The sequence below is a fragment of the Rhodohalobacter sp. 8-1 genome (assembly GCF_038150125.1).
GTDB lineage: Bacteria > Bacteroidota > Rhodothermia > Balneolales > Balneolaceae > SW132.
Genome location: NZ_JBBVMF010000002.1, coordinates 249,977 through 276,017, shown reverse-complemented (window position 1 = coordinate 276,017; position 26,041 = coordinate 249,977). Strand labels below are relative to the sequence as shown.

Genomic DNA, 26,041 nt, shown 5'->3' with positions numbered 1-26,041 from the left:
TATTGAATGAAGATGATAACCTCTCCGTAACTACTTGGAAAAGCGCTTCCAAATAATTAGTCTTTCCTCTATCTTTCATGTAAGTCATTGCAATAAATTGGATTCAACTCCATCATCTGCTATTGCACTTTGAAAAACCAAAAGTTATATCACATCATATTAATAAAAGGGATTGATCATGAAACCTGAGATACATCAATGGAAAAGTCCGAGCCTTGGTAAGAAAATGAAACTGTCGGTTTTTGGAACAGCCGGAACACCGGTGCTTATTTTCCCATCAGAGGAAGGCGGCTGGAACGAGTGGAATGAGGCCGGCATCATGGACGCTCTGGATGAACAGATTGAAGAAGAGTACAACCAGTTTTATTGTATCAACTCAGTTGCTGACGAAAGTTTGCTCAGTGGAGATGCAGAACCACGCCGTCGGATACACCGGCAGATGCAATACGAACAATATGTGGTAGATGAAGTTATTCCGTTTATTCGTGACAACAACAGCAATCCATTTCTTATATTTTCAGGGGCATTTTTAGGTGCATATTATGCAATACTTTATGCGCTAAAATACCCGCAAAAGGTGAACAAAGTCATTGCAATTAGTGGAACTTACGATATCAAACCGTACCTTGACGGGCACTACGATGACAATGTTTATTATAATAATCCCGTGGATTTTTTACCAAACTTAAACGATCCCACAATTCTCGCAAAAATCTCAGAGGTCGACTTTCGATTGTTGTCTTATTCCAATGATCCACAGCGAAGTGGTACTCAACGGATGAGCGATACACTTTGGCTAAAAAATGTGGATCATAATTTTTATGTTTGGGATGAAGTTATTTCGGATCCGTGGAAGCTCGTTGATTCTATGTTTATTGAACACCTTTTTTAATTGCAAATAAAAATACGATGATCAAAAAAGTTTTAGTAGCTAACAGGGGAGAGATTGCTCTTCGAATTATGCGCACATGCCGCGAAATGGAAATTAAAACTGTAGCTATATATTCTACACCTGATGCTACCTCTCTTCATGTGATGTTCGCTGATGAATCTGTTTGGGTAGGTGAAGCGGCTTCTTCCGAGAGCTACTTAGATATCGATAAGGTCATCAATGCGGCGAAAAAAACCGGGACAGATGCGATTCACCCCGGGTACGGGTTTTTAAGTGAGAATGGGACGTTTTCAAACCGTTGTAAAGATGAAGGCATCATTTTTATTGGTCCCGGTGCAGAATCTATTCGATTAATGGGTGATAAAACAGCCGCCCGGGATCTGATGGGAAAGGCCGGCGTGCCATGCCCTCCGGGAACCAAGGATGCCATGGAAGATGTGCAGGTTGCCTTGAAAGTAGCCCGAGAGGTCGGGTTTCCCGTGCTGGTTAAAGCTGCTGCCGGCGGTGGTGGAAAAGGGATGCGGATTGTCCACAATGAAGAAGATTTTCCCGGCAGTGTGAAAGCTGCTCAATCTGAAGCAAGAAATGCGTTTGGCGACGATCGTGTTTATGTCGAAAAATATCTTGAAGAACCCCGTCATATCGAATTCCAGATACTTGCAGACCAGGAGGGCAATACTGTTCACCTGTTCGACCGTGAATGCTCGATTCAGAGGCGGCATCAAAAAGTAATTGAAGAAGCCCCAAGCGCTCTGCTTGATGACGATTTAAGAGCCGAAATGGCAGATGCTGCTGTTCGTGCCGCAGAAGCCTGTAATTATGAAGGGGCCGGCACAATTGAATTCCTGGTTGATAAACATAAGAAATTCTATTTCCTGGAGATGAACACGCGCCTGCAGGTGGAACATCCCGTTACAGAAATGATTACGGGCATCGACCTGGTGGAAGCACAGATACGGGTGGCAGCCGGTGAGCCGCTTCCATTTACCCAGGACGATATTGAAGCTTCAGGGCATGCAGTAGAATGCAGAATTTATGCCGAGGATCCGGTTGATAATTTCCTTCCCAGCACCGGACGATTATTGCGGCATCGCATACCGTCGGGGCCGGGCGTTCGTGTTGATGCGGGAGTTGAAGAGGGTGGTGAGGTCACCATCAGCTATGACCCGATGATTTCTAAGCTGTCTGTGCACGCATCAACTCGAGAGAAAGCCATTAAAAAAATGATACGGGCGCTGAGTGAATATCAGATCAGCGGCTGTAAAACAACCATTCCGTTTTGCGATTTCACCATGCGGCATCCGTCATTTGCCAATGCAGAATACGACACACACTTTGTGCCTGATCACTTTGAACCCCATAAACATGATCTATTTGAAGAAGAAGGGGCAACTGACGCGCTTGCCGTTTCATTGATATCTGCACTTTCGGGAGAACAAGGTAATAATGGATCGCAGTCAGCTAAAGAGCAAAACAACGTTAAACATCAACATCAAACTAACTGGTGGAAAGCCAGACAATAGGTTATCGATAACATATGAATCAAACCAATAAAGAACTTTTTGATCAGCTTAATACCCTTCTTACCGAACAGAGAAACCCTGATACACAAACAATTGACCTTGCTGACAGCCTGGAGATAGTTTCACAGATCAACAGGGAAGACAAAAAAGTAGCTGAACGAATTGAGCCAAAACTGCCGGTTATTGCGGATGCGGTGGAGGCCATTGCATCAAAAATAAAGAATGGCGGCCGGTTGCTCTATTTCGGTGCCGGAACAAGCGGACGCCTTGGCGTGCTTGATGCAGCCGAATGTCCCCCCACGTTTGGAACGGATCCTGAACTCGTTCAGGGCTTTATAGCCGGGGGGAAAGAGGCGATGTATGAGGCTCAGGAAGGGGCAGAAGACAGCGAACAGCAAGGCCGTGACGAAGCGGATAAACGATCCATTTCCGAAAATGATGTCGTCGTAGGTCTGGCCGCCAGTGGACGCACACCCTATGTACACGGTGTGATTAAAGAGGCAAAAGACCGCGGGGCGATCACGGTTTTTATCACAACTGTTTCTGCTGACCAGGTTACCCTTGCCGATGAGGTTGATTATATGATTGATATCCCGGTTGGGCCGGAAGTTGTAATGGGCAGTACGCGCATGAAGAGCGGAACGGCCCAAAAAATGGTATTGAATATGTTGAGTACAGGTGCAATGATTCGCCTCGGAAAAGTGTATGAGAACGTGATGGTGGATTTGCAGCTTACCAATAAGAAATTAGAAGAACGTGCAAAACGTATTGTGATGATGCTGACAGATTGTAGTTATGATGTCGCAGAGGAAGTGCTTCATAAAACGAACGGACACGTTAAAACAGCCATTGTGATGATACTGAACGATCAAACAAAAGATCAGGCACAAAAGCGGTTGAATGAGAATGACGGATTTGTAAGGGCATCGGTCTAACAGTTCAGAAATATCATTTGCCGCTCTTCTTAAAATACTGTTCGTGTTCGTTCGTTACCCGCCGAAGTAACATTCACCTGGCTGATTAATTAATCGATCGTTGACTATCTTTCATATCAAAGAACACCTTACCGAATCGGGTTACATTAACAGGTTGCTTGTGTCAATACTGGCAATTCAGGTTTTGGTACTCATTCTGTTCAAATTTTGGCCAACTGATGCCCGGCAGCAAGTCACCTACCAATCTGAGCCTCCGCAACAGGAGGTACTGATTGATGAGATTCAGATTACCAAGCAGCGGTCATCGCCACCGCCACCGCCTAAACCTCAGATTCCTCAGCCCGTTCCAAGCGATGAAGTGATTGAATTTGAACCTGAATTCGAACTTGATCTCGAGACTCCCGACATGCCCGATTTGGAAGTTGGGACGGGGACTGCTACTGATGGTGAGGAGTCGGCAATTGTGTCAAATCCCCAAATCCCTCCAACAGTGGTCAGAATCGTTGAGGCGAGTTCACCGGAAGGCGTGCCCCCTGAACTAAAGGGCAATATTGAGATGATTGTGAATTTTCTTGTTGATAAAGATGGCCGTGTAGAAGAGGCATCGATCGTTGAAATCCGAAAATATTCTGGTGATGGTGAATATGAAGTACTCGAATTCATTCAATACGGGTTGATGGATGCCGTTCTGCGTGCCGCCCTTCAATGGCGATTCCGTCCGGCCCGCCAGGGTGGAGAACCTGTACGTTCATATATCAACCAGCGGTTTAACTATTGAGGCTAAGGTGATTCTTACAAAATCCTCAACCTCAACACGCTATTCAGAAGTACGAGATAGGGGTACTTTGGCTGTGCTACTAAAGGCTGAGGTTCTTCGGTTCAACATTCCTAAACCTCAACCTTTCCCGTGAAGTCACAGGATACTGTGGCCAATCAAAATTACTGAAGGTTGAGGTTCTTCGGTTCAACATCCCTCAACCTCAACCTGTTCTGAAAATGCAGCAATCAATGATACACTGAAAAAAAGCTTGAGGCTGAGGTTCTCTGTTTCAATCTCCTAAACCTCAACCTTTCCCGTGAAGTCACAGGATACTGTGGCCAATCAAAATTACTGAAGGTTGAGGTTCTTCGGTTCAACATCCCTCAACCTCAACCTGTTCTGAAAATGCAGCAATCAATGATACACTGAAAAAAAGCTTGAGGCTGAGGTTCTCTGTTTCAATCTCCTAAACCTCAACCTTTCCCGTGAAGTCACAGGATACTGTGGCCAATCAAAATTACTGAAGGTTGAGGTTCTTCGGTTCAACATCCCTCAACCTCAACCTGTTCTGAAAAATCACGGGATTCTGAGACCTGAGCGTAAATACTGAAGGCTATGGTTCTCAAGTTCAACAACCCACAACCTCAACCATTTCATCAAAAGCAAGGAATGTAGATAACCTGATAACATTACTAATAGCCGAAGTTCACAAATACGCCCCCTCCAAAATCATTCATTTACTTTAACAGGAAATCTTCTTTTTTTAAACTGACTTGAAACGTTTTAAATAAATGAAGTAAAAGAAGATATGGATAGAAAAATTCGTCTTGGTATGGTAGGTGGTGGACCTGATGCATTTATTGGTGCAGTTCACCGGAAAGCGGCAGCGCTGGATGGACATTTTGATTTGGTTTGTGGTGCGTTCAGCCGGTCGTATGAAAAATCAAAGGAAACCGGGGAAGCGCTTCACCTCGATTCTGAGAGAGTCTATGAATCGTATGACCAGATGTTTGAAGAGGAGCTAAAGCGTCCTGAAAATGAACGTATGGACGCCGTTTCCATTGTGACTCCCAATCACGTTCACTTCGACCCGGCAAAGAAAGCCCTTGAAAACGGGTTTCATGTTATTATCGATAAACCGATTACGTTTTCGCTGGATGAGGCAAAAGAGCTCGAAGAACTTACCAAGTCTACCGGGCGCGTTTTGGCGCTGACCCACACCTACACCGGCTACCCGATGATTAAAGAAGCAAAGCATCGAATTGCAGCCGGGCAAATAGGAGACCTTCGAAAAATATACGTGGAATATCCCCAGGGATGGCTCGCATCGTCACTCGAAAATGAAGGAAATAAACAGGCGTCCTGGCGAACGGATCCCGAGAAATCCGGGGCCGGCGGAGCCATTGGCGATATTGGCACTCACGCTGCAAACCTTGCAGAGTACGTCTCGGGGCTTGAAATAACGCACCTTTGTGCTGATGTTCGGACAACGGTAGAGGGTAGGCTCCTGGATGATGACTCCTCGGCACTGCTCAAATTTGGTGAGAAAGTCTCCGGCGTATTAATGGCAACCCAGGTGGCTACTGGAGAAGAGAACGACCTGAGAATACGTCTTTACGGCTCAATCGGTGGGTTTGAATGGACTCACACCGATCCCAATACATTACTTTTCAAGCCACATGAAGAACCCGCGCAAATATTAAGAGCCGGTACAGGCTACCTGACAGACCTCGCGGCTAAAAACACAAGGCTCCCAGCCGGTCATCCGGAAGGATACCTGGAAGCGTTCGCCAATATTTATGTGGAATTTGCAACCGCAGTAAACGACCATTTTAATGGATCTTACAAATCAGCTGACGACTACGATTTCCCTGATGCAGCCGAAGGAGTGCGGGGAATGGCATTTGTGCAAAACATGCTGAAATCGTCAGGATCTGATAAAAAATGGACGGAGTTCAAGGTTTAGCAATATTATCATTAGTCTAAACAAAAATGTTACGTCACCATTTTTCTAAATTTCTAATTAACTAATACATTAAATATGAAATCAATAAAAGGACCTGCCATATTTCTCGCACAGTTTGTAGATGACGAACCACCGTTTAATGATATTGTCGCATTTAGTAAATGGGCGAAATCACTGGGATATAAAGGGATTCAGATTCCAACCTGGGAAACCGGGTTGATTGACATCGAAAAAGTGGCCAACAGCAAAACTTATGCTGAAGAGTATAAAGGTAAAATAGAAGAGACCGGTGTACAGATTACCGAACTGTCAACACACCTCCAGGGACAGCTTGTGGCGGTAAACCCGGCATATGACACCATGTTTGATGCCTTTGCCCCGGAAGAAGTACACGGCAAACCCAAAGAGCGACAAAAATGGGCCGTCAACCAATTGAAGATGGCGGCCAAAGCCAGCGCAAATCTTGGACTTGATGCTCACGCCTCGTTTTCCGGCGGCCTGATGTGGCACACCGTATATCCCTGGCCTCAGCGTCCTGCCGGCTTGGTTGATGATGGCTTTAAAGCCCTCGCTGATCTATGGAAACCCATTCTTAATGAGTTTGATGAACAGGGCGTTGATGTTTGTTACGAACTTCATCCGGGCGAAGATCTACACGATGGAATTACCTATGAACGATTTCTTGAAGCCACCGGCAACCATCCGCGTGCCCGAATTCTGTACGATCCCAGCCACTTTGTATTGCAGCAGCTTGATTACCTGGAATTCATCGATATCTATAAAGATTACATCGAGGCGTTTCATGTGAAAGACGCAGAGTTTAACCCGACAGGCAGAAGCGGCGTGTACGGTGGCTACCAATCATGGATTGATCGCCCGGGACGATTCCGGTCACTCGGCGACGGACAGGTTGATTTCGGTGGCATCTTTACCAAACTTTCTCAGTATGATATCGACTGCTGGGCCGTTCTGGAATGGGAGTGTTGCATTAAACATCCGGAACAGGGAGCAGAGGAGGGCGCTCCGTTCATCCAGGACCACATTATTCGTGTGACTGAAAAGGCGTTTGATGATTTTGCCGGTTCAGGGCCTGACAAAGAGTTGAATAAGAAGATTCTGGGGATTGATTAGGTCTTTAAAATCAGAATTCTGAATAGATTGATAATAAAAAACCCGCAGTGTGAATATCATTGCGGGTTTTTTGTTTTTGAGATTTCGATTTAAATCAGGAGTCGGGCGTGAATTCGATTTCGAGGATAAAATCTCCCGTCGCAGATGCTGCCTGATCCAGAATACTAATCCTGTAATCGTTTAGTGCTGAAACCGCCCCCTCCCAAATATATAGTTCATCGCCTATCGGAAATGTATCTTCACTACTTGGTCTTACAATTCTATTGACATTTGGAAGTTCAGCGACCTGAACATTTAGGTCTCCGGAGTCATCCAGACTATTGCTGTCAGCAGGTTTGATTGAAATCGTTATTGTTCCATTTGCATCAGGAATAAAGTCGAATCGATCAATATCTCCGCTTAATCGTATTGAACCATTTTCAGATATGACATCATTTTGCAAAAGAGTGATGTCCTGGCTAGGTTCAAGGTCTACAATGGTGAGATCAAAGTTGGCGGATATGTTCGTTTCAGAACTTACTCTTAGCAAGTAGTTACCTGATGTTTCCAAAAGAGTAGGCTCGATGCTCTGAGATCCTGCAAAACCCACTCTAAGAAAATCTTCTATCGGGTCGGTTATCACATTTCCGGAAATGACAACACCTGATCCCACTGCTGCAACAGATATTTCTTTCCCTGGTTCTGATGCATCAATATGATAATATTTGAAGCTATCAGATGGAATAGTTTGATTTGTGGTGGTATTGAACTGTATGCTTTCAGCTCTCTTTAATTCAATTCTGTAATCCTCATTCGATGATTCTTTAACATCAGCCCGGCCATTGCTAACAGCAATTGCTGTATATTCCTGATTCATAAGCTGAGTATCAATTATTGCAACATCTCTAAATCGGGACGAGCTGGCAGAATTAAATGTTTCTTTCCCGATAGCCTGGTTGAACTCATCATATAATAACAGTTTGCCATCAGGAACATCTGAGAATGATGGTTTTACGACTTGCTCATCAAGTGCAAGAGCAGCTGCACCCGGACCGCTGCGCGTTACAAATATTGCAGGATTGACATTTAAGATTGTTCCGCCCGAAAAGATACGCTCACCTACTTAGGTCATCTTGATGGTCTGAGACTGCGTGCCGAGAATTTGCAGCAAGTAGACGCCCTGTGCAAGATGCCCCAGTGAGCTCTGCAGGGTATAGGTTCCCGGCGTCAGTTTTACCTGCAGCGAGACCCAACGTTATCCAATAATATTGTAAATTTCCGCTTTCACTTCCTGAGCTTCATCCACATGCAGATACACATCAGCCCGACTGCTCAAACGGGTTGGGGTCGCTCACGCTCACCTGAAACGACTCTGGATAATATCTGTGGATGCGTCAATGGAGATTACACTAATAAAAATTTCAGCCACGCTATTTTCATCCGTGGTGGCCAAGGCTATTTCGCTTCCTCCATCAAGCAGACTCACTAAGACCGATTCTACAGGCGTGTTGGTATAATCATCTTCTACGGACACTGTAATGGTAGTCTGACCGTCCTGCATGGCGTAGAGGGAGAAAAAAGGGAAGAGGCAAAACAGAATCAGTGTAAGAAAGAGTCGGTAATAGCGTATCATGATGGATCGGGGTTTAGTTTGCGGTATATTACTATATATGCGTCACAAATCCCCTGTGAATGTCACAGATTTGAAAAATTTTCGAAATCCGCTATGTACTATTTAGGTCTGATCATAAATCTGAACAGCTAATTGCACTCAATTTGGTTGATTTATATTTTATTCAAAATCAACAAATTGTCATACTAAAAAACCATGACTGCATTCATCGATTTTCTACTCGGAGCTGTAACCGGCATCTTCAGCATGATGGTATTATTAAATCTATTATCCGACAAAGCTACTACGTTACGCGGATACAAAAAAAATAAAAAAACTCCCAGTCGTTTCTGGAATCTTACACTTGTATGCCTGGTAGGTTTTTTTAGGATCGGTTGTACTTTAAGTTTTTTTGTAGGGTGACAGATCTCGATTTTCTATGGTTTTAATTTAAACCTGACAAGTTAAGTCTGAAGTATGTAATCTCACTACATAAAAAAGCCCGGCAGCAAATGGATATCCATTCACAAACCGGGCTTCATCAAGAGAGATTCGTTGAAAAGTTTTCTTATGTCGCTGAGCCAAATTTCTCTTTGAACCACGTTTTGGTGTTCACACCAATGAAGTACATGGCCGGAACCAGGATCAGGGTTAGAAATGTGGCGAAGCCCAGGCCGAAGATGATGGTCCAGGCCAGCGGGCCCCAGAATGAGGCGTTGTCGCCACCGAAATAGAGATTGGGATCAAGGCTGGCAAACAGTCCGTAGAAGTCTATATTCAACCCTATTGCAAGCGGAATCAAGCCGAGAATGGTCGATGCGGCCGTCAACAGTACCGGATTCAGACGAATAGCTCCGCCTTCGATCACAGCATCTCTAAGAGATGAACCCTCTTTTCGCATAATATCGATATAGTCGATGAGAATGATCCCGTTTTTCACCACAATACCGGCTACAGCAATAATGCCCATCCCGGTCAGAACAACTGACATATCCATGCCAAAGGTAGCAAACCCGATAAATACACCGATTAAACTGAACACCACCTGCGACATAATAATGAGCGGCTTACCGATGGAATTGAACTGGGCAACTAAAATAAGGAATATTAGCAGTACAGCTGCTATAAGTGCGGTGGCAAGGAATTGTGCGGTTTCTGCCTGTTCTTCCTGCTCTCCTGTCAGAGAGATTTCATATCCGGAGGGCACATTAAAATCCTGTAGGGCATCCCGGATCTGGGCGTTGATTTCATTGGCATTGTAGCCGGTAAGCACATTTGATGATAGTGTCGCAACACGTTCAAGATCAATTCGGTTAATGGCACCGTAACTGCTTTCAAGTTTTGGTGTGGCAACGGCAGAGATTGGAATATTACCGGTAGGTGTTGCCAGAGTCATATTAATCAAATCCGTAATATTTGATCGGTCTTTTTCCAGCAGGCGGAGTGTGACGTCATATTCGTCTTCCCCCTCGCGGTAAGTGGAAATCGGTTCACCCAGAAGTGCCGTTCGAATCGCACCGCCAATTTGCACATTACTCAGGCCGTAGCTGTTTGCTTTTTTATTATCGATATCAATAATCATTTCAGGGTTGTTTACCTGAAGATCGGAGCGAAGCTCTTCGATCCCGGCAATATCGCGCTCTTGGATAAAACTTTTGACACGTTCGGTCAGCGAAATAATCTGCGCGAAATCATCCCCGGTAATTTCAATATTAATCGGTTTTCCGGTGGGAGGGCCGTTCTGTTCTTTATCAACTGTTATAGCAGTACCGGGAATATCTTGCACGTTATCGCGAATATCTTCAAGAATTTCCTGGGTTGAGACTCCATCTCTATACTGGTAGTCCACAAACTCCACGCTAACTTTACTTTTATTTGCCGATGGTGTGGGATCGATACTATTCGGCGGGTTTGCTCCAACCGCAACATTAGTAATCACAGATTTAACAACAGGGTTATCCTGACCTATAACTTCATACACGCGGGCCTCGATTTTTTTAGTCACACGATTGGTTTCATCGAGGTCCGTTCCGGCAGCCATCTCGTTGTATACGTACACGAAGTTGGGCTCATTTTCAGGGAAAAAGACAATCTTTGGAGACACCACACCCAGCAGAAAGATGCTGAAAAACAGGAATAGAATGGTTCCCACAAGTGTGAACCATGGCCGGCGTCCTACCAGTACCCATTCAATAGAATCGTGATAATACTCCTGGATTTTTGGGAGTGTTGTTCGGTTGAATCCACGGATTAAAGGCCTCAGGATAAATCGCTCGAGCAGCCACAATAAGAAAAAGAAAACTAACAGGTTACCAATGAAAAATCCGCCCGTCATGTAAAAAATGGCGGCAAGTGCTCCCATAACTCCCGCGGCCACCCATAAAAATTTATTATCCTTTGATGACTCATCGTCTTTTACATCCGCGTCGTCTTCAGTCATGAAAGAAACGGCAAACACGGGATTCATCACAAGAGCTACAAACAGAGATGCCGTTAGCGTTAGAATGATGGTGATAGGCAGGTAAATCATAAACTTCCCGATAATTCCCGTCCAGAAAAGGAGCGGCACAAACGGGGCAATGGTCGTAAGTGTACCGGTAATGACGGGCAGGGCAATTTCACCACAGGCCTTTTTGGCGGCATCGTATTTGTTGAGGCTTCCCTGAGTGACGTGCCGGTAGATGTTCTCCACAATTACAATGGCGTTATCAACCACGATACCAAGACCGAGAATTAGCGCAAACAGTACCACGGTATTGATCGAAAAATCAATCGGCGGCATCACGGAAAACGCAATCAAAGAGGAGAGGGGAATGGCCAGTCCCACAAAGATGGCGTTCTGAACTCCCATGATGAACATCAGAACGAGTACCACAAAGAAGAACCCAAGAATAACGGTATTAAAAAGATTAGAAACACTATCCTTAGTTTGCTGAGACTGGTCACCGGTAATGTTAATATTCAGCGATTCAGGAAATTGAGTTTCCTGGAGCTCCTCCACAATGGCCAGGCTGGCTTCGGACGTTTCAATGAGGTTCCCGCCGCTTTTTTTCTTCACGTTGATGGTGATAACCGGTTCACCATTCAGGCTCGCGTAACTTTCCCGGTCGGCAAAGCCATCTTCTATAGATGCAATGTCTTTCAGATAAACTTCATCGCCCAGAACATTTTGGATGATAAGGTTCTCAAGGTCAGACGCCTCTTCAATCTCACCTTCAACCCGAACCGACCGTTCCATACGTCCCATATCAAGCTGACCGGCTGATACCGTCATATTCTTATTCTGCACACCCGTTCGAATGTCGGCAAAAGTAATGCCCGACGCCTTCATTTTGGTCAGGTCTACATTTACCTGGATTTCCCGTTCCAGCGCACCGATAATTTCAGCCTCATTCACATCAGACAAGCTTTCAATTTCATCCTGGATTTCATCAGCAAACTCCTTTAGTTCCACCAGGTCGAAATTACCCGACAGGTTGATATTCAGAATCGGCTGATCGGCCAGGTTAAAATCATTTACCTGAGGCTCTTGCGTGAGCTGAGTGGGAAGATCGGCCCTTGCCGATTCCACGGCATCATTTACTTCCTGCTGAGCGACCAGCTTATCTTTACTGGTCAGAAATTCAATGGTGATGATAGATGTCGCCTGTTTAGACACACTGGTTATTTGATCGATACCATCAATTCCCTGAAGTTCCTGCTCAATGGGGCGTGTGATCACATTTTCAATGTCTGCCGGTGAGGCGCCTGCATAAATAGTTACCACGTTAAATATTGGGATCTCCACTTCGGGAAATGATTCTTTGGGGAGAATCAGGTATGAATAAACACCGATAACTGTTATCAGAACCGTCAGCAGGTAAACCGTCGTGCGGTTGTCAATCGAGACGCTTGAAATTTTAAATTCTTTGAAATCCATGGTTAGTTACTCGCTACTGTGCTGTTATTTTCCTGAATTGAGATGGCGGCACCATTAGACAAGTTTGCGTAGCCTAACGTAATCAGCCGATCGCCTGTCTCAAGCCCGTTTGTAATCACCAGGTCGTTATCGTAGTTATATCCTGTGGTTACTTCTCTGTTACGCGCAGTCCAGCCATTGTCAGTCTCTTCGGCAATAAATACGAAGCTTATATTATTTGCCTGCTGAACCGTATTTGCCGGGACCACTATCTGATCGTATAGTGTAATGTCATTAATTTTTACCTGGGCCATCATATTAGGCCGGATCTGGTCACTGCCATTTGGAATAAATATCTCTACGCCAAAGGTACGGTTTGATGCATTTATAGCCCGGCTCACTACATTAAGCTGGTTTTTGATGGTTTCATCAAGACTAGGAAAACTAATCTCAACACTATCTGTTTGTGTGATGCGGGTAATGTACGCCTCCGATACCCTGGCGGTCACTTTCAGCGCTTCTGAGTTTGCGAGCTGAACTACAGGCATTCCCGGGCTAACCGTTTCGCCAACTTTCATTTCCACAAGATCCACAGTACCTGAAATAGTGGCCCGAATCGTAAAATTTTCATACTGTTCATTGAGCGTTGCAAGCTGTCGTTGAAGAGATTCTACACGATTTTGTGCCTGCAGGAATTCAACTTCGGACCCTATGTTCTGATCCCTCAGGTTGCTTTGACGCTCTAACAGCGTTTCAGCAAGATCGAGCTGTGTTTGTACCTCCCGAATCTGGCTGCGGGTAATTTCACCATCAAGCCGTGCAAGCACATCACCTTTTGCAACCTGCTGGCCTGCCCGGACATTAATCTCTTCGACTGTGGCAGATACTTTAGGTGAAATCATGATAGTTTTGTCGGATTCAACACTTCCCAAAACATTCACATAATGGCGAAATTCTGAAGGCTGAATCTCCTGAACGTAAACAGGTGTGGCATTGCGTCGGGTTTCAGCTGATTGCTCAGGCTGGTCATTTCCGCAGCCCGAAACAACAAAGAGTAGTGCAAATAGTGGGAGGTAGGATTTCATTTGAGTCGGTGTTAATGTGAATTTCATATTATTTGATCGTTATTTTTTCCTGGATATCGCTGACGTCCTGGCCTACAAAAGGGACCTGTCCAATGGCCTGGTCGTATTGTGCCTTGGCGGAAAGATAATTTGATATCGTCTGTGCGTAATTGATTTCTGCTTCCTGAAGCTGAAGGTTGGCATCGTTGATTTCCTGCTGAGAGCCCAACCCGTTTTGATAGCGGACAAGTGCGCGCTCATAACCAATCTGTGCCTGTTCACGAACATCCCGGATGGCATCGCTTGTTTGAAGCGCCTCCCGAACGGCCTGGGCGGCAGAAAGAATCTCTTTGTTTGCAGTTTGCTTTGCCTGAAACTGCTGAAGCTGCACATCTTTCACCTCAATTTTAGCCTGCTGTACAGCGGCGCTGCGCTGAAATCCCTGGAAAATAGGAATCTGGACACCAACTGATATTGTCTGCGATCGTGCCCTTTGCATCGGGTTACCAAAGAATACCGGCTGTCCGGCTTGAGATGCATTCCACTGCAGATTATAGTTGGCAGAAATATTGGGCAGATAGCGACTTCTTTCAGCATCAAGCTGCTTTCCTCTCAAATCTTCCTGGACCTGTAAAATTCTCAGATCACCACGAAGCTGCAAGGCTTTTTCGGTGAACAGTGAATCACTTTCAACCTGACGGGGAATCATCTGGTCTATTTTTTTGATGGATGCATTTTCAGAATTTTCCAGCTCTGCATCATTGATGTCATATGAGCTTAGGTCTCCTCGTACATCAATGGAAAGTTGTACCGGGAGTCCCATGGCGTCGAGAAGATCACGCAAACTGCTATCTACCGAAAATCGGGAACGGGTAATTTGTGGCTGAAGATTTCCCAGCTGAACTTCAAGCTGAAGAACGGCATAATCATCTACGAAGCCTTGTTCGGCACGTTTTCGGGTATCTTCAAGATTTTCCCGGACTCGTTCGGCCTGCGCCTCAATCAGCCGCAAAGATTCTTTGGCCGCGAGTGCCCGGTAGTAAGCAATACGCGTTTGAGTGACAACTCCTTGCGATATTGCTCGTAGATTTTCTGACTGAGCTGCTTTAAAAAGCTCTGAACTGCTTATACCAACAAATGCCTGACCGCTGAACAAGGTCTGTGAAACCGAAAGTCCACCGTTCCAGTTGTTATCAGTGCCAAATGCGATAGGAACCAGGGCATCCGGATCTCCTTGCGGGTCGAAGGCAGTTTCCGGAATAAAATTCACCGGAATTTCGAGGTTACGTGTATAATTAGCCGATGCGGCAACCTGTGGCATCACGTTACCCCAAGCCGACCGAACATCCTGGTCAGCGGTGCGGACATCGAGTAGTGCCCGTTTCATTTCAGTATTATTGGCAAGAGCTGTCTGAATAGCCTGCTCAAGATTAAATGTGCGTGAAAGGGTATCGGCCTCTGTGGCTATCTCCTGGGCTGATGCAGTTGGCAATGAGAGACAGAGCCCCAAAAACAAGGCCGTAATAGCTGTTCCTTTAAATGTTAATGTCGAAGTCATAATTGTTAAACAGTCGGTTGTAAATTTTTGAAGGCTCATTGCAGATGCTAACCCGGATAAGCTTCAGTATGAGCGTTGAGTTGTCTTTGAATAAATTGATCCAGCATTTTATATAGTGTTGTATTTTCTTCTTCAATTATGGATGAAATCATTCCTTCTTTTCCAATGGTGTAATATTGCATTATGCCTCTTAAATGAAACTCCAGGTGCATCGCAAGAATTTTAGGCGGTAGTTCGCTGAGAATGCTTTTGTCCTGTTTGCCAATTTGAAGCGCACGGACCATAAGGATGAAGAGTTCATGTTCGAGGGCAATGCAATCATCAGATATATCACTGCTTGTGGTTTTATCTCGGTTAGATTGTTCAAAAAGCATCATTGCCCGGTTAAATGTAGTATTCTCGAGGATAAAATCGAGGAACAGAAGGGCCATCTTACGGACAATCTCCGCTCCGGTTATATCTTGATGCAATATTTGATGAAAATTTTCATGGATCATCGCCAACGCTTTCTTTTTGATCGATTGATGAAGCTCAGCCTTGTCTTTGAAATAAAGATAAAGTGTACCTTTGCTGATGTCTGAATAATCGGCTATTTCATCCATCGTGGTATCTTCAAATCCCTGTTTTTCTATCAGTTCAATAGCAGCGGATAAAATTTTTTCTTTACGCTCTTTCCGCTCCTGATTTTTTCTCTCGTTACTTGTCATTACGTATGGTTGAAACAGTTAAGTGACTGCCAGTCAGATACAAATTGTTTATTGTTTAGTACTTAGTAAACAAAATAAACAATTAATAATTCCAACAGGAAACGTTTTATTAAATGATAATTTTGGCTAATAGGGCTGCTAAAAATGGCCGATTGGTTCGTTTAAAATAGTGGAAAAGCGTTTACAAAGAATTTAAAAATATGAAAAGGATGGTGCAGAATTACCGGCGGTGGGGAAAACATTGAACTGACGGTCAGTTTTTGTGCGCAAGCTCGATCAATTGTTGTAACTCTCTTTGTACTTCTTGATAAGGTCTTCGGTTTGTTCGGCGAGAAAGCGGTGAAAATCATTTGCTTTTTTTAACCTTTCTGAATCGGTAGTCTCATCTTGCTCAACCAGCCTGAGGCCTTTTTTGGTAATTTTTTCGAGATCGAGTGTCAGCTGCATCTGTTTTTCCATAAACTCCATCAGCGATCCCTCTTTCAGCTGAAAATAAATCTGCCGTTCACCTTTTATACGAATTTTTTTTATGAGTCCGCGTTCAATCAGAATGCGGGTTGTATTGCTGACGGAGGCCTTGCTTATGTCCAGATTTTCCATCAGATCTGTAAACGATTGATGCGGCGGATCACATATCAACAGCCAGCCAAGAATTTGTCCATAGATACGTGGATGCCCCAGCTCTTCAATCTTAAGGCTGAAATCATCAACAAATTCTGTTTTACTCGAGTAGCCTTCTGAACCCATGTTTAAATAAGATGATACGTTCTGGTTTAAAGATAAAATAAGCAAAAAAATCCCCGTTACTGAATGCCGATATTGAAACGAAGAACCTCAGCCTCAACCTGTCTTTTCCTGTAGCGATAGTTGCTGCCAATTCGTAGAAGGTTTAGGCTGTGGATGTTGTTGCAAAGAACCTCAGCCTCAACCTGTCTTTTCCTGTAGCGATAGTTGCTGCCAATTCGTAGAAGGTTTAGGCTGTGGATGTTGTTGCAAAGAACCTCAGCCTCAACCTGTCTTTTCCTGTAGCGATAGTTGCTGCCAATTCGTAGAAGGTTTAGGCTGTGGATGTTGTTGCAAAGAATCTCAGCCTCAACCTGTCTTTCCCTGTATCGATAGTTGCTGCCAATTCGGAGAAGGTTAAGGTTGAGGATATTGAAACGAAGAACCTCAGCCTCATTCTGTCTTTCCCTGTATCGATAGTTGCTGCCAATTCTGGGAAGGTTAAGGTTGAGGATTGTTGTAACGCAGAACCTCAGCCTTAAACTGTCTTTCCCTGTATCAATAATCGCTGCCAATTCTGAGAAGGTTAAGGTTTAGGATGTTGATACAAAGAACCTCAGCCTCACCCTGTTTTTCCCTGTATCGATAGTTGCTGCCAATTCGGAGAAGGTTAAGGTTGAGGATATTGAAACGAAGAACCTCAGCCTCATTCTGTCTTTCCCTGTATCGATAGTTGCTGCCAATTCTGGGAAGGTTAAGGTTGAGGATTGTTGTAACGCAGAACCTCAGCCTTAAACTGTCTTTCCCTGTATCAATAATCGCTGCCAATTCTGAGAAGGTTAAGGTTTAGGATGTTGATACAAAGAACCTCAGCCTCAACCTGTCTTTCCTTGTATCGTTAATCGCAGCCAATTCTGAGAAGATTTAGGCTGAGGAAGTTGTGACAAAGCCTCTTAACGTCCAAATGAAAGAACCTGGACGGGATCTGTTTTTGCCGCAATTCTTGCGGGGAGCCAGGAGGCGAGGGCACAAAGTAAAATGGTGATTCCCCCAACGATGAAAAAGTCGAGCAGGTGGGGTTCCACCGGTGCTGTACTCATGTAGTAATTTTCCTGGGCCAGCGGTATAATATTATAGGTTGTTTGCAGAAACCAGAAGAGCAAAGAAATGCCAATGCCGATCACCAGGCCCGAGACAGCGACAAAAAGTCCTTCAAGGAGAAATATTTTTCGAATAGAGGTGCTTCTTGCACCAATTGTCTTTAAGATTCCGATATCCTTGACGCGTTCCAATACCATCATCAGAACGGTTCCGATGAGATTGAAAGCGGCTACAATTACCATCACACCGATGACAAGCGGAATGGTTTCCTCCTGCAAGTTTATCCACGCAAAAATATTGCGATATCGCTGATAGATATTTTCGGTAACAATGGGGAAGGAGGTACCGTCACGAATAGCTGCGTAAACAGACATTATTTGCGATTCATCGTCTACGTTAATTTCCATCACAGATGCCTGGCGTGTTCCGAGCCCGAATAACGTTCGGACAGTTGAGATATCGGCAATTGCAAAGCTGTCATCAAACCGGTCGATTCCCGTTTCGTAGATTCCGCTCAGATAGTACTGTCGTATTTCGGGCGTGTTAAGAGGAGAGGGCAGACCATCGAGTGCAAATACCGTTACCCGTGAACCAATGTCGGCACCAATCGACTGTGCGAGTGTTTCTCCCAGAATAATACCAGGGAGGCCGCTGCTATTGCGTTCTATCGTATAGCTTCCTTGTGTGATGTAGGTAGACAGCTGTGTCACATCACCACCGGGACGAATCCCTTTTATCACGGAACCGCTGATACCTGATGCAGATTGAATCATCACATTTCCTGTTACGGCCGGCTCCACCCTTGAAACTCCCTCAAACTGCATGAGATATGGCTGAAGCGTATCGGCTCGCTGAAGCGGAACTCCTACAAATGTTTGGTTCGTAATATGCGGTGCAAACCCGAGGATTTTCTCGTTGATGGTGGATTTAAAACCATGAACAATCGCCAGCGCAATGAGGAGTCCGGCTGATCCTACAGCTACGCCTATGATCGACATGATTTTGATAAAAGACAGAAACTTCGAGTCTCGTTTACTCCCCTGAAAGTACCGCCGGGCAATGTACCATGTAAAAGACATGAACGTTCCTGTTGATGATTAAGAAGCTATGCTTCAATTGAGGCTATAACGCATGAGTTACCTGTGCCGTATGAATACCCCGGGTGAGGCAGATTATTCCGGCTTCATTTGAGGGAAGAAGAGAACATCCCTTATTGAGTCAGAATTGGTCATGATCATTGACAGGCGATCGATGCCAATTCCAATTCCCGCGGTAGGCGGCATTCCGTATTCAATAGCGCGAAGGAAATCTTCATCCACAGTCATCGCTTCGGCATCGCCGCCGGCACGCAGCCGCGCCTGCTCTTCAAAACGCTCGCGCTGGTCTACCGGATCGTTCAGCTCAGAGAATGCATTGGCGATCTCCTTTCCGTTACAAACCGCCTCAAACCGTTCCACAAGGCCTTCCTTACTGCGATGTTTTTTGGCCAGGGGACTCATTTCAATCGGGTAATCGGTGATAAATGTAGGCTGAATCAGTTTGGGCTCAACTGTTTCGCCAAATATTTCATCGATCAGTTTTCCTTTACCCATAGACTCGTCTACATCAATGTGAAGATCTTTGGCGATGGCACGAATTTCATCTTCCGATTTGCCTGACAAATCATGGCCGGTCTCTTTTTCGATGGCTTCATACATCGGAATCCGCGGCCATGGGCGCTTGAAGTCAATCTCATGCTCACCAACCGTTACTTTTGTGGAATTGTGAAGTTCGAGCGCCACTTTCTCGATCATCTCTTCCATAAAATCCATCATCCAGTTGTAGTCTTTATAGGCTACGTAAAGTTCAACCTGGGTGAATTCAGGATTGTGAAAACGGGAAAGTCCTTCATTTCTGAAATCCTTAGAGAATTCATACACACCGTCAAACCCGCCGACAATCAGTCGTTTCAGATAAAGTTCGTTGGCAATTCGAAGGTAAAGCTCCATATCCAGAGCCTTATGATGTGTTACGAATGGTCTTGCCGCAGCACCGCCGTAAATGGGCTGAAGAATAGGTGTTTCCACTTCGAGGTAGCCGCGTTCATTCATCACGTTTCGCATGGTTTGAACGAGTTGCGTTCGCTTGCGAAACGTCTCACGAACCTCGGGGTTGACCACCATATCAACATACCGCTGACGATACCGTTGTTCTTTATCTGTAAACGCATCGTAGACAACCGTTTCACCTTCTTCGTTCTCAACTTCTTTAGGGGTGGGAATAGGGCGAATTGCCTTGCCCAGAAACTCAAATGATTCAGCGTGAATGGTAGTTTCACCTGTACCGGTCGTAAAAACAAAGCCTTTAATCCCCACAAAATCACCAATGTCTACCATTTTCTTAAATACCTTGTTGTATTCGGTGACACCTACATCATCACGGCGAATATAAATCTGGATGGTTCCCTGCGAATCCTGGAGCGTAAAGAAAGAAGCTTTCCCCATGATGCGGCGGGTCATGACCCGGCCCGCTACTGACACTCTTGGCGACTCATCGGTATTCTCAAAAATATATGACTCTTTATCATCCAGGATTTCCCGGGAGTGATGAGTAACGTCGTACTCATAAGGGTAAGGATTGACATTATACTCTTTAAGCTGATCCAGTTTTTCGAGGCGGATCTCCTGTTGTTCACTAAGGGTAGGTTCAGATTGAGCCATAAAATAGGTATAGAAAATATTCTGGTTTTTTAAGAGGATCAAAAGTAAGAAAAATGCACGCAAAATGGCATTTCTTATTCTTAGTTGGTTATCGGGAAATTAGTTATTTGTTATTTGGATGATTTGAACTCTAAATTAGTATGTATCCAAATGCAATTTAGTTTTACAAGAATGTTTGTGGGTACAGAAATTAGTTAGATATGCAGCTTCTCATACAGTCTAATCAAACCCACTGGGTTATTCAGTCGGTAACACCAGACATATAAGTTATTCGATAGGACGGAATGAGTTGCTTTTACAGATTCTTTGCCCTGGGCATCCCTCACGGGGCACAAAACGGAAACCCACCGTTTTATTCAGAATGACAATGATTCGGCTGGAGGTGGTTGGCGGCGTGGCAACAAGGCGATATTGAACACGACGAATTCACCCACGCCGCCCACGTGCTTACCAAAGAGCGTGTCATCCTGCCTGCCCCCAGGGGGATATAGCCATTGTCGTTGATGGCGTAGAGAAGGATCTGCAAAAGCAATGGCCGATAATTTGGAAAATTTTGAACATGGTCTAAGCGATTATTCACATATTTTGACATCACCCACGAACTTTCCGTTAGAACCAGTTTTCTCAAAACTATTTTAATAAAAAAATTCCTTCGCTGATCTTGATCGATTATAAATCGTGGAATAAACGTTTCTTTTTTGTGATATAGCGGGTACTTTTACTCATGCAATTACAAAAGCCATAGATTGTAAGCCGGTGATAACATCTTACCAGAATATTAAGCATTCATCTATTCCAGAAGGACTTTTTGCAGGAATATCTCCGCTCCCTGACCCGGATATTGATCATTCCACGATGGACCATTCTATTGAATCACTATCCGGCCGTGAACTGCTCCGGCAGATGATTTCCGATCGTTATAAAAAAGGCGATCCCAGCTTTACGACTCTCAAATACGAAAAACCCTCGGCAAATCTGAATGGTGACATCATTTCCATCAGTTTTTCACACACATCACACTCTGTGGGAGGCGTTGTTTCTAAAAACTGGGTCGTGGGTATTGATATGGAATACACGGATCGTCAGGTGAGCGAACGCCTATCACAACGAATGAAACATCCTGACGAGGCATTCAAGTTATACGAGAATAATCCGATAATTAAAATATGGACGATGAAGGAAGCCGCATTAAAAGCAATCGGTACCGGACTCAGAAAACCGATGAACAGCGTGTGCCTGAAATCTGTTACTGAAAATAACTACAGCGTCCAGTTTTTTAATGATATAAACGCAGAAATCTGCAGTTTTCAACTGATGGATCAGTGGATTTCAATCTGCTATATATTACCTGAATTAACCGAATCATATTTATCTGAAGCATATGTGCCTATTCAAACAAGACGAGATTAAAAAGCGACTGGCCCAGTCTGCCAGCAATTCCACTGATGATATTCATCCACTAAGGATTGTATTTTCTCCCACATCTTTAAATCATTACTCAATTGACCGCTTCGCTGATATTTATAGTAGGGTTTCGGAGGGAGATTTTGATACAGTAGTGATTGTTGAATCTCAGCCTGGTACTCATGAGAAGAAGTTACCGATGCCGTCTCATAATACATTTAGTACGCGGTTTGGAGATTTGGCTGTAAACAAAAAGCTTCGAAATGAACTTTGTGATGAAGACGATGACTTTTTTATTGATGATGAAGCCTACAGTAAAAACCTGAGTTTATTTGATCAGCTACTGTTCATTCAAAACAGACTCAAGGATTTCTCTGTGCTCAGCATTCAAATCACAGATGAATCACCTTCTATCGTTAAAGAACTCTCAGCCGCCCTGGAAGAAATTCTTGCCTCAAGAAATGCGCTACTGGTTTTCTGCTGCGATATTCATCACCTGTCACCAGGCGTACTCGAAAAGATTGTGACACAGTTTGATAATGATAACCGGTCAGGCCTCATTAATACACTAAATTCTGATGGCGTTACCATGAATGGTGCAGGCTCATTTCTTGCCGGATTGTTAATCGCGGAAAAGTGGAAAACAAAACTTACATTTACACAACCAGACCCATCAGCAGGTCCGGTATCGGCATTTGCTGAGGTCCAATTTCAACCTATTCCTGGATAATGAATCAGACTGTACCAGTATCGGTAATTGGCCCGGGAGCGTTGGGCAGCGCAATGATCGACCTGGTTTCAAGGCATTCAAGCTTTACACTTGCCTCTGTCTGGGGTTGCACTCAATCCGATAGCTACATTTTAGATTCCGCGGGCAAAGAGAAGAAACCTGCTGATAAACCCAAACCATCAAATGACAATGATTTGGGCGATCTTACCATTTTATCTGTCCCCGACGATAAACTCGCTGGAATTGTACGGCAGTTGTCGAAGACCGCCATCCAGTGGGATCGACGATCTGTAATACACCTCTCCGGAAGTGTTGACAGCTCAATTCTTAAACCACTGGCTGAACACGGTGCAAAAACAGCCTCCATGCATCCGCTTCAAACGTTTACCCGTGGTGATGGAGCTGATCGTTTCAAAGGAATTTGGTTTTCTTTGCAAGGAGGTGACGAACTGTTTCCAATGCTCAATCAGCTTGTTACCCCATTTGGCGCACAAACTAAAGTTCTGACGTCAGACCAAAAATCGGCCATGCACCTGGCTGCGGTTTTTGCCTCAAATTATCTTGTATCGCTGATGGATGTGGCGGAACAAATATCCAAGGATGCAGGCATTAATGATGGACTTGAGATGCTGAATCCGATTATCCATCAAACCTTACATAATATATTTGAAAAGGGGGCAAGGCAATCATTAAGCGGACCGGTTGCCCGTGGAGATCAAACAACGATAGCTGCACATCTTAAACGGCTGCAGAATAATTCAGATCACTTTAACCTGTATCGACAGCTTGGTTTGATTGCATCACAAATAGCAACATCATCCGGGCAGTTAGATGAAGAAGTTTTTCGTAAGGTTCGAACCCAACTGAAATCTCAATTTGATGAGTGACTCAAAAGACTTTTATGAAAAAGTGTATGCGGTTGTAGATCAAATTCCGACCGGGAGGGTTACAACCTACGGCGCAATCGCCGGACATCTTGGGGTTCGGTCAGGCGCGCGGATGGTTGGATATGCGCTGAACAATTTGTTAACACGTGAGGCGACACCGGATCATCGAAATATTCCGGCTCACAGAGTTGTAAATCGGTTGGGACAGTTAACCGGACGCGCCTATTTCCCGGGTGACACGATGCGTGAACGTCTCACGCAGGAGGGAGTGTCGTTTAAGTCGGAGTTTACAGTGGATATGGAAGAGCACTTTTGGGATCCTGCGGAGTGAATCTTGTCTCAAGTATAAAAAAAGCTCCACCCAGTTAGGATGAAGCTCTGATAATTTGTCCAAGAGGAAAGTTTGTAGTACATAAAATAACCCTGTGTAGAGTTCATCAAACATGCTCGTAAAACCAGTTGGATTATTTAACAGGTTACAACAGTCATTTGTGACATTCAATTAGTGCAAAATGTGTTCTTTTTACAGATACTTTGCCCTGTGCATCCCTTACGGGGTACAAAACGTAAAAAACCGTTTTATTCAGAATGACCATAATTGCATGGGGATGGACGGCAGCAGGTCGATATGACGAAAAAACTTCGAACGTCTCCCCGCCGCCCCTATTTAATCCTCTTCACCAGTCATCCTGATCAAGCCATTGCAGTTGATGGCGCAGAGAAGGATCTGCAAAAGCAAAGGTCTATTTTATTGAACATGTTGAATCTGCTCAGAACTACTGTTCATGAATTTTGCCTTCACCCCACAGTTCCGGGACTAATCTCTTCAGTACTTGAATCCGAGATAGGAGATAAACCTTCTGCATCCAATGTTTCAGCCTCTACTTCATCGTCCCAGAAGAAGATGAAAAACATGATTGCAACACCTAAAGCAAACAATGCCGGCATGATCCAGAACTGGAAGGCGCCTTCAAGCCAGCCGGCTTCTGTGGATCCATCAAGGCTTATACTGTCGCCCCACCAGCCAAGAAGGTAATTCCCGATGAGCATACCGGCTCCGTAGGTGAGCAGGTTGAAAAAACCCTGGGCGCTGGCCCTTAAATTTTTTGGAGCTTTTTTGTCAACATAAAGTTGACCTGTTACAAAGAAAAAGTCGTAACAAACTCCGTGAAGTGCGATTCCGATAATGACAAGCGATACAGATTCGGGAAAGGCACCAAACAGCAGGTATCGGGCTGTCCAGGCCAGCATACCTACAAGCAGCATCCATTTTACGCCTAACCTGACAAGAAAGAATGGTATTAAAATCATAAACAAAACTTCGCTCATTTGGCCGATTGCCATAAATGATGCCGATTGTTCCCCAAACGCCACGGCGGCAACAAAGTCATTCGTTCGGGCATAATAAAATGCGAGCGGTATGCTGATGGCAAAACTGCTGAAAGAAAATACAGCGAAATTTTTGTTAGTCAGGAGTTTTAGCGCATCAAGACCAAGAGCTTCTTTGAGGCTGAACTTTTTCCCTTTTTCGGATGGGGGTGTTTTGGGCAGTGTGAAACTGTAAAGCCCATAAATCAGAGAGATGATAGCGCTCATGTACAGAGGAATACTTGTAGTTTGAATATTGCTTTCGATCCCTGTAAACCAAGTTAAGAACGGAACTTCAACCCAGCCGAGAATGGTTTGAGCAACAACGAAACCTGAGACAATCCAGCCGATTGTTCCCCAGACACGGATTTTAGGAAACTCTTTATCGGGGTCACCAATGTTGGCAAATGAAATTGCATTTACGAGCGCAAGCGTCGGCATGTAAAGCATGAAGTAGGCAAGCATCACCCAAATGAACACGCCCGGTTCAGTAATTCCCGCCGCATACCAAAGCAGACCCGCTCCAAGAATGTGACATACTGCATTAACGCGTTCAGCATTAAAATAACGGTCGGCTATTAACCCTACAATAACAGGGGCCAGAAGACCTGCCCAGTTATGTGTGGCATAGGCTTGGCCAATAATGGTGTTCAGGCCTTCTTCACCCTGAAATATTTCCAGTAAATAAACCCCCATCACCACAAAAAAGCCACCCCAGATAAAAAACTGCATAAACATCATAATGCTCAGCCTGGATATCACATAACGATCTGAATTCATAGTCCAACAAACTTAATTTTGGTTAGTTAGGATAGAGATGTTAAAGACTGCAATTCTTACCTATGATGCAACTGTTACATACAGTTGATGTTCGATTTTTTAAAAATTTTGTGGTTATATAAAATTATCAAAAAAAGTTCTTCAAGCCATTCGGGTCATTCAGCAGGCCAAAATATATTGCTATAATTGAATCATTATCCTTGGCATCTCTCTCGGGGCACAAAAGGGAAAGCTACTGTCTTATTCCCCAAATGGTGGGCAGAATGACCAAGATTCGAATTTGGGCAGGGGTGATACGTAAAGATTAAATTAAAAACGAAGAAT

The 26,041-nt window shown here is 44.5% G+C and carries 22 protein-coding genes; 10 read left to right on the top strand and 12 right to left on the bottom strand.

Translation table 11 applies throughout. The features are described from left to right. Positions 1 to 178 precede the first annotated feature (178 nt). From AABW11_RS02740 to AABW11_RS02715, 6 genes are all read left to right on the top strand, one after another. The gene (locus AABW11_RS02740; RefSeq protein ID WP_340103179.1) at positions 179 to 892 is read left to right on the top strand and encodes an alpha/beta hydrolase-fold protein; all 714 of its coding nucleotides are present in this window, start codon (positions 179 to 181) and stop codon (positions 890 to 892) included. 17 nt (positions 893 to 909) lie between these two features. Further along, on the top strand, positions 910 to 2,415 hold the full coding sequence (accC, locus tag AABW11_RS02735; protein ID WP_340103176.1) for an acetyl-CoA carboxylase biotin carboxylase subunit: 1,506 nt from the start codon (positions 910 to 912) through the stop codon (positions 2,413 to 2,415). Positions 2,416 to 2,429: 14 nt separating this feature from the next. Continuing rightward, positions 2,430 to 3,350, top strand: coding sequence for an N-acetylmuramic acid 6-phosphate etherase (murQ, locus tag AABW11_RS02730; protein WP_340103174.1), 921 nt, complete (start codon positions 2,430 to 2,432; stop codon positions 3,348 to 3,350). Positions 3,351 to 3,450: 100 nt separating this feature from the next. Next, the gene (locus AABW11_RS02725) at positions 3,451 to 4,128 is read left to right on the top strand and encodes a hypothetical protein (protein WP_340103172.1); all 678 of its coding nucleotides are present in this window, start codon (positions 3,451 to 3,453) and stop codon (positions 4,126 to 4,128) included. A gap of 790 nt (positions 4,129 to 4,918) precedes the next feature. Beyond that, complete coding sequence (locus AABW11_RS02720; RefSeq protein ID WP_340103170.1) at positions 4,919 to 6,076, top strand: Gfo/Idh/MocA family protein; 1,158 nt, start codon at positions 4,919 to 4,921, stop codon at positions 6,074 to 6,076. 75 nt (positions 6,077 to 6,151) lie between these two features. Further along, the gene (locus tag AABW11_RS02715) at positions 6,152 to 7,207 is read left to right on the top strand and encodes a sugar phosphate isomerase/epimerase family protein (RefSeq protein WP_340103168.1); all 1,056 of its coding nucleotides are present in this window, start codon (positions 6,152 to 6,154) and stop codon (positions 7,205 to 7,207) included. A gap of 94 nt (positions 7,208 to 7,301) precedes the next feature. Here AABW11_RS02715 and AABW11_RS02710 read toward each other — a convergent pair whose 3' ends face one another. The 11 genes from AABW11_RS02710 to lysS form a co-directional block, all read right to left on the bottom strand. Then, positions 7,302 to 8,063 (bottom strand): hypothetical protein, encoded by a 762-nt coding sequence (locus AABW11_RS02710; protein ID WP_340103166.1) that lies wholly within the window; start codon positions 8,061 to 8,063, stop codon positions 7,302 to 7,304. 480 nt (positions 8,064 to 8,543) lie between these two features. Next, positions 8,544 to 8,819: a hypothetical protein gene (locus AABW11_RS02705; protein WP_340103164.1), complete on the bottom strand. Its 276-nt coding sequence runs from the start codon at positions 8,817 to 8,819 to the stop codon at positions 8,544 to 8,546. Positions 8,820 to 9,366: 547 nt separating this feature from the next. Continuing rightward, positions 9,367 to 12,717 (bottom strand): efflux RND transporter permease subunit, encoded by a 3,351-nt coding sequence (locus AABW11_RS02700; protein WP_340103162.1) that lies wholly within the window; start codon positions 12,715 to 12,717, stop codon positions 9,367 to 9,369. 2 nt (positions 12,718 to 12,719) lie between these two features. Beyond that, positions 12,720 to 13,808: an efflux RND transporter periplasmic adaptor subunit gene (locus AABW11_RS02695; protein ID WP_340103160.1), complete on the bottom strand. Its 1,089-nt coding sequence runs from the start codon at positions 13,806 to 13,808 to the stop codon at positions 12,720 to 12,722. A 1-nt stretch (position 13,809) separates the two neighbouring features. Further along, the gene (locus tag AABW11_RS02690) at positions 13,810 to 15,318 is read right to left on the bottom strand and encodes a TolC family protein (RefSeq protein ID WP_340103158.1); all 1,509 of its coding nucleotides are present in this window, start codon (positions 15,316 to 15,318) and stop codon (positions 13,810 to 13,812) included. A gap of 47 nt (positions 15,319 to 15,365) precedes the next feature. Then, positions 15,366 to 16,025 (bottom strand): TetR/AcrR family transcriptional regulator, encoded by a 660-nt coding sequence (locus AABW11_RS02685; protein WP_340103156.1) that lies wholly within the window; start codon positions 16,023 to 16,025, stop codon positions 15,366 to 15,368. Positions 16,026 to 16,301: 276 nt separating this feature from the next. Next, complete coding sequence (locus AABW11_RS02680; RefSeq protein WP_340103154.1) at positions 16,302 to 16,772, bottom strand: GbsR/MarR family transcriptional regulator; 471 nt, start codon at positions 16,770 to 16,772, stop codon at positions 16,302 to 16,304. A 56-nt stretch (positions 16,773 to 16,828) separates the two neighbouring features. Further along, positions 16,829 to 17,323, bottom strand: coding sequence for a hypothetical protein (locus AABW11_RS02675; RefSeq protein ID WP_340103152.1), 495 nt, complete (start codon positions 17,321 to 17,323; stop codon positions 16,829 to 16,831). Next, entirely contained in the window at positions 17,307 to 17,576 is a 270-nt protein-coding gene (locus AABW11_RS02670) for a hypothetical protein (protein WP_340103150.1), read from the bottom strand. Before AABW11_RS02670 ends, AABW11_RS02675 begins: the two co-directional genes overlap by 17 nt. Before the next feature lie 125 nt (positions 17,577 to 17,701). Next, the gene (locus tag AABW11_RS02665) at positions 17,702 to 18,928 is read right to left on the bottom strand and encodes an FtsX-like permease family protein (protein WP_340103148.1); all 1,227 of its coding nucleotides are present in this window, start codon (positions 18,926 to 18,928) and stop codon (positions 17,702 to 17,704) included. Positions 18,929 to 19,021: 93 nt separating this feature from the next. Beyond that, entirely contained in the window at positions 19,022 to 20,548 is a 1,527-nt protein-coding gene (lysS, locus tag AABW11_RS02660) for a lysine--tRNA ligase (protein WP_340103146.1), read from the bottom strand. A gap of 756 nt (positions 20,549 to 21,304) precedes the next feature. On the opposite strand from lysS, the gene AABW11_RS02655 reads away from it, so the two are divergent. Genes AABW11_RS02655 through AABW11_RS02640 form a run of 4 tightly spaced genes read left to right on the top strand, consistent with a single transcriptional unit; the run spans position 21,305 to position 23,900 of the window. Continuing rightward, positions 21,305 to 21,958, top strand: coding sequence for a 4'-phosphopantetheinyl transferase family protein (locus AABW11_RS02655; RefSeq protein ID WP_340103144.1), 654 nt, complete (start codon positions 21,305 to 21,307; stop codon positions 21,956 to 21,958). Continuing rightward, positions 21,930 to 22,682 carry an AmmeMemoRadiSam system protein B gene (gene amrB / locus AABW11_RS02650; protein WP_340103142.1) on the top strand — a complete coding sequence of 251 codons (753 nt, stop codon included), beginning with the start codon at positions 21,930 to 21,932 and terminating at the stop codon, positions 22,680 to 22,682. Before AABW11_RS02655 ends, amrB begins: the two co-directional genes overlap by 29 nt. Next, positions 22,682 to 23,569, top strand: coding sequence for a Rossmann-like and DUF2520 domain-containing protein (locus AABW11_RS02645; protein WP_340103140.1), 888 nt, complete (start codon positions 22,682 to 22,684; stop codon positions 23,567 to 23,569). The genes amrB and AABW11_RS02645 overlap by 1 nt, the downstream gene beginning before the upstream one ends. Then, positions 23,562 to 23,900: an MGMT family protein gene (locus AABW11_RS02640; protein WP_340103138.1), complete on the top strand. Its 339-nt coding sequence runs from the start codon at positions 23,562 to 23,564 to the stop codon at positions 23,898 to 23,900. Before AABW11_RS02645 ends, AABW11_RS02640 begins: the two co-directional genes overlap by 8 nt. 467 nt (positions 23,901 to 24,367) lie before the next feature. Here AABW11_RS02640 and AABW11_RS02635 read toward each other — a convergent pair whose 3' ends face one another. After that, positions 24,368 to 25,717, bottom strand: a complete 1,350-nt coding sequence (locus AABW11_RS02635; RefSeq protein ID WP_340103136.1) for an MFS transporter — start codon at positions 25,715 to 25,717, stop codon at positions 24,368 to 24,370. Between the last annotated feature and the right edge of the window lie 324 nt (positions 25,718 to 26,041).

What these genes read in the sequence shown, in the direction of transcription:
- AABW11_RS02740 (WP_340103179.1), top strand. Translation starts at nt 179, where the DNA reads ATGAAACCTGAGATACATCAATGGAAAAGTCCGAGCCTTGGTAAGAAA.
- accC (WP_340103176.1), top strand. Translation starts at nt 910, where the DNA reads ATGATCAAAAAAGTTTTAGTAGCTAACAGGGGAGAGATTGCTCTTCGA.
- murQ (WP_340103174.1), top strand. Translation starts at nt 2,430, where the DNA reads ATGAATCAAACCAATAAAGAACTTTTTGATCAGCTTAATACCCTTCTT.
- AABW11_RS02720 (WP_340103170.1), top strand. Translation starts at nt 4,919, where the DNA reads ATGGATAGAAAAATTCGTCTTGGTATGGTAGGTGGTGGACCTGATGCA.
- AABW11_RS02715 (WP_340103168.1), top strand. Translation starts at nt 6,152, where the DNA reads ATGAAATCAATAAAAGGACCTGCCATATTTCTCGCACAGTTTGTAGAT.
- AABW11_RS02710 (WP_340103166.1), bottom strand. Translation starts at nt 8,063, where the DNA reads ATGAATCAGGAATATACAGCAATTGCTGTTAGCAATGGCCGGGCTGAT.
- AABW11_RS02705 (WP_340103164.1), bottom strand. Translation starts at nt 8,819, where the DNA reads ATGATACGCTATTACCGACTCTTTCTTACACTGATTCTGTTTTGCCTC.
- AABW11_RS02700 (WP_340103162.1), bottom strand. Translation starts at nt 12,717, where the DNA reads ATGGATTTCAAAGAATTTAAAATTTCAAGCGTCTCGATTGACAACCGC.
- AABW11_RS02695 (WP_340103160.1), bottom strand. Translation starts at nt 13,808, where the DNA reads ATGAAATTCACATTAACACCGACTCAAATGAAATCCTACCTCCCACTA.
- AABW11_RS02690 (WP_340103158.1), bottom strand. Translation starts at nt 15,318, where the DNA reads ATGACTTCGACATTAACATTTAAAGGAACAGCTATTACGGCCTTGTTT.
- AABW11_RS02685 (WP_340103156.1), bottom strand. Translation starts at nt 16,025, where the DNA reads ATGACAAGTAACGAGAGAAAAAATCAGGAGCGGAAAGAGCGTAAAGAA.
- AABW11_RS02680 (WP_340103154.1), bottom strand. Translation starts at nt 16,772, where the DNA reads ATGGGTTCAGAAGGCTACTCGAGTAAAACAGAATTTGTTGATGATTTC.
- AABW11_RS02665 (WP_340103148.1), bottom strand. Translation starts at nt 18,928, where the DNA reads ATGTCTTTTACATGGTACATTGCCCGGCGGTACTTTCAGGGGAGTAAA.
- lysS (WP_340103146.1), bottom strand. Translation starts at nt 20,548, where the DNA reads ATGGCTCAATCTGAACCTACCCTTAGTGAACAACAGGAGATCCGCCTC.
- amrB (WP_340103142.1), top strand. Translation starts at nt 21,930, where the DNA reads ATGTGCCTATTCAAACAAGACGAGATTAAAAAGCGACTGGCCCAGTCT.
- AABW11_RS02645 (WP_340103140.1), top strand. Translation starts at nt 22,682, where the DNA reads ATGAATCAGACTGTACCAGTATCGGTAATTGGCCCGGGAGCGTTGGGC.
- AABW11_RS02640 (WP_340103138.1), top strand. Translation starts at nt 23,562, where the DNA reads ATGAGTGACTCAAAAGACTTTTATGAAAAAGTGTATGCGGTTGTAGAT.
- AABW11_RS02635 (WP_340103136.1), bottom strand. Translation starts at nt 25,717, where the DNA reads ATGAATTCAGATCGTTATGTGATATCCAGGCTGAGCATTATGATGTTT.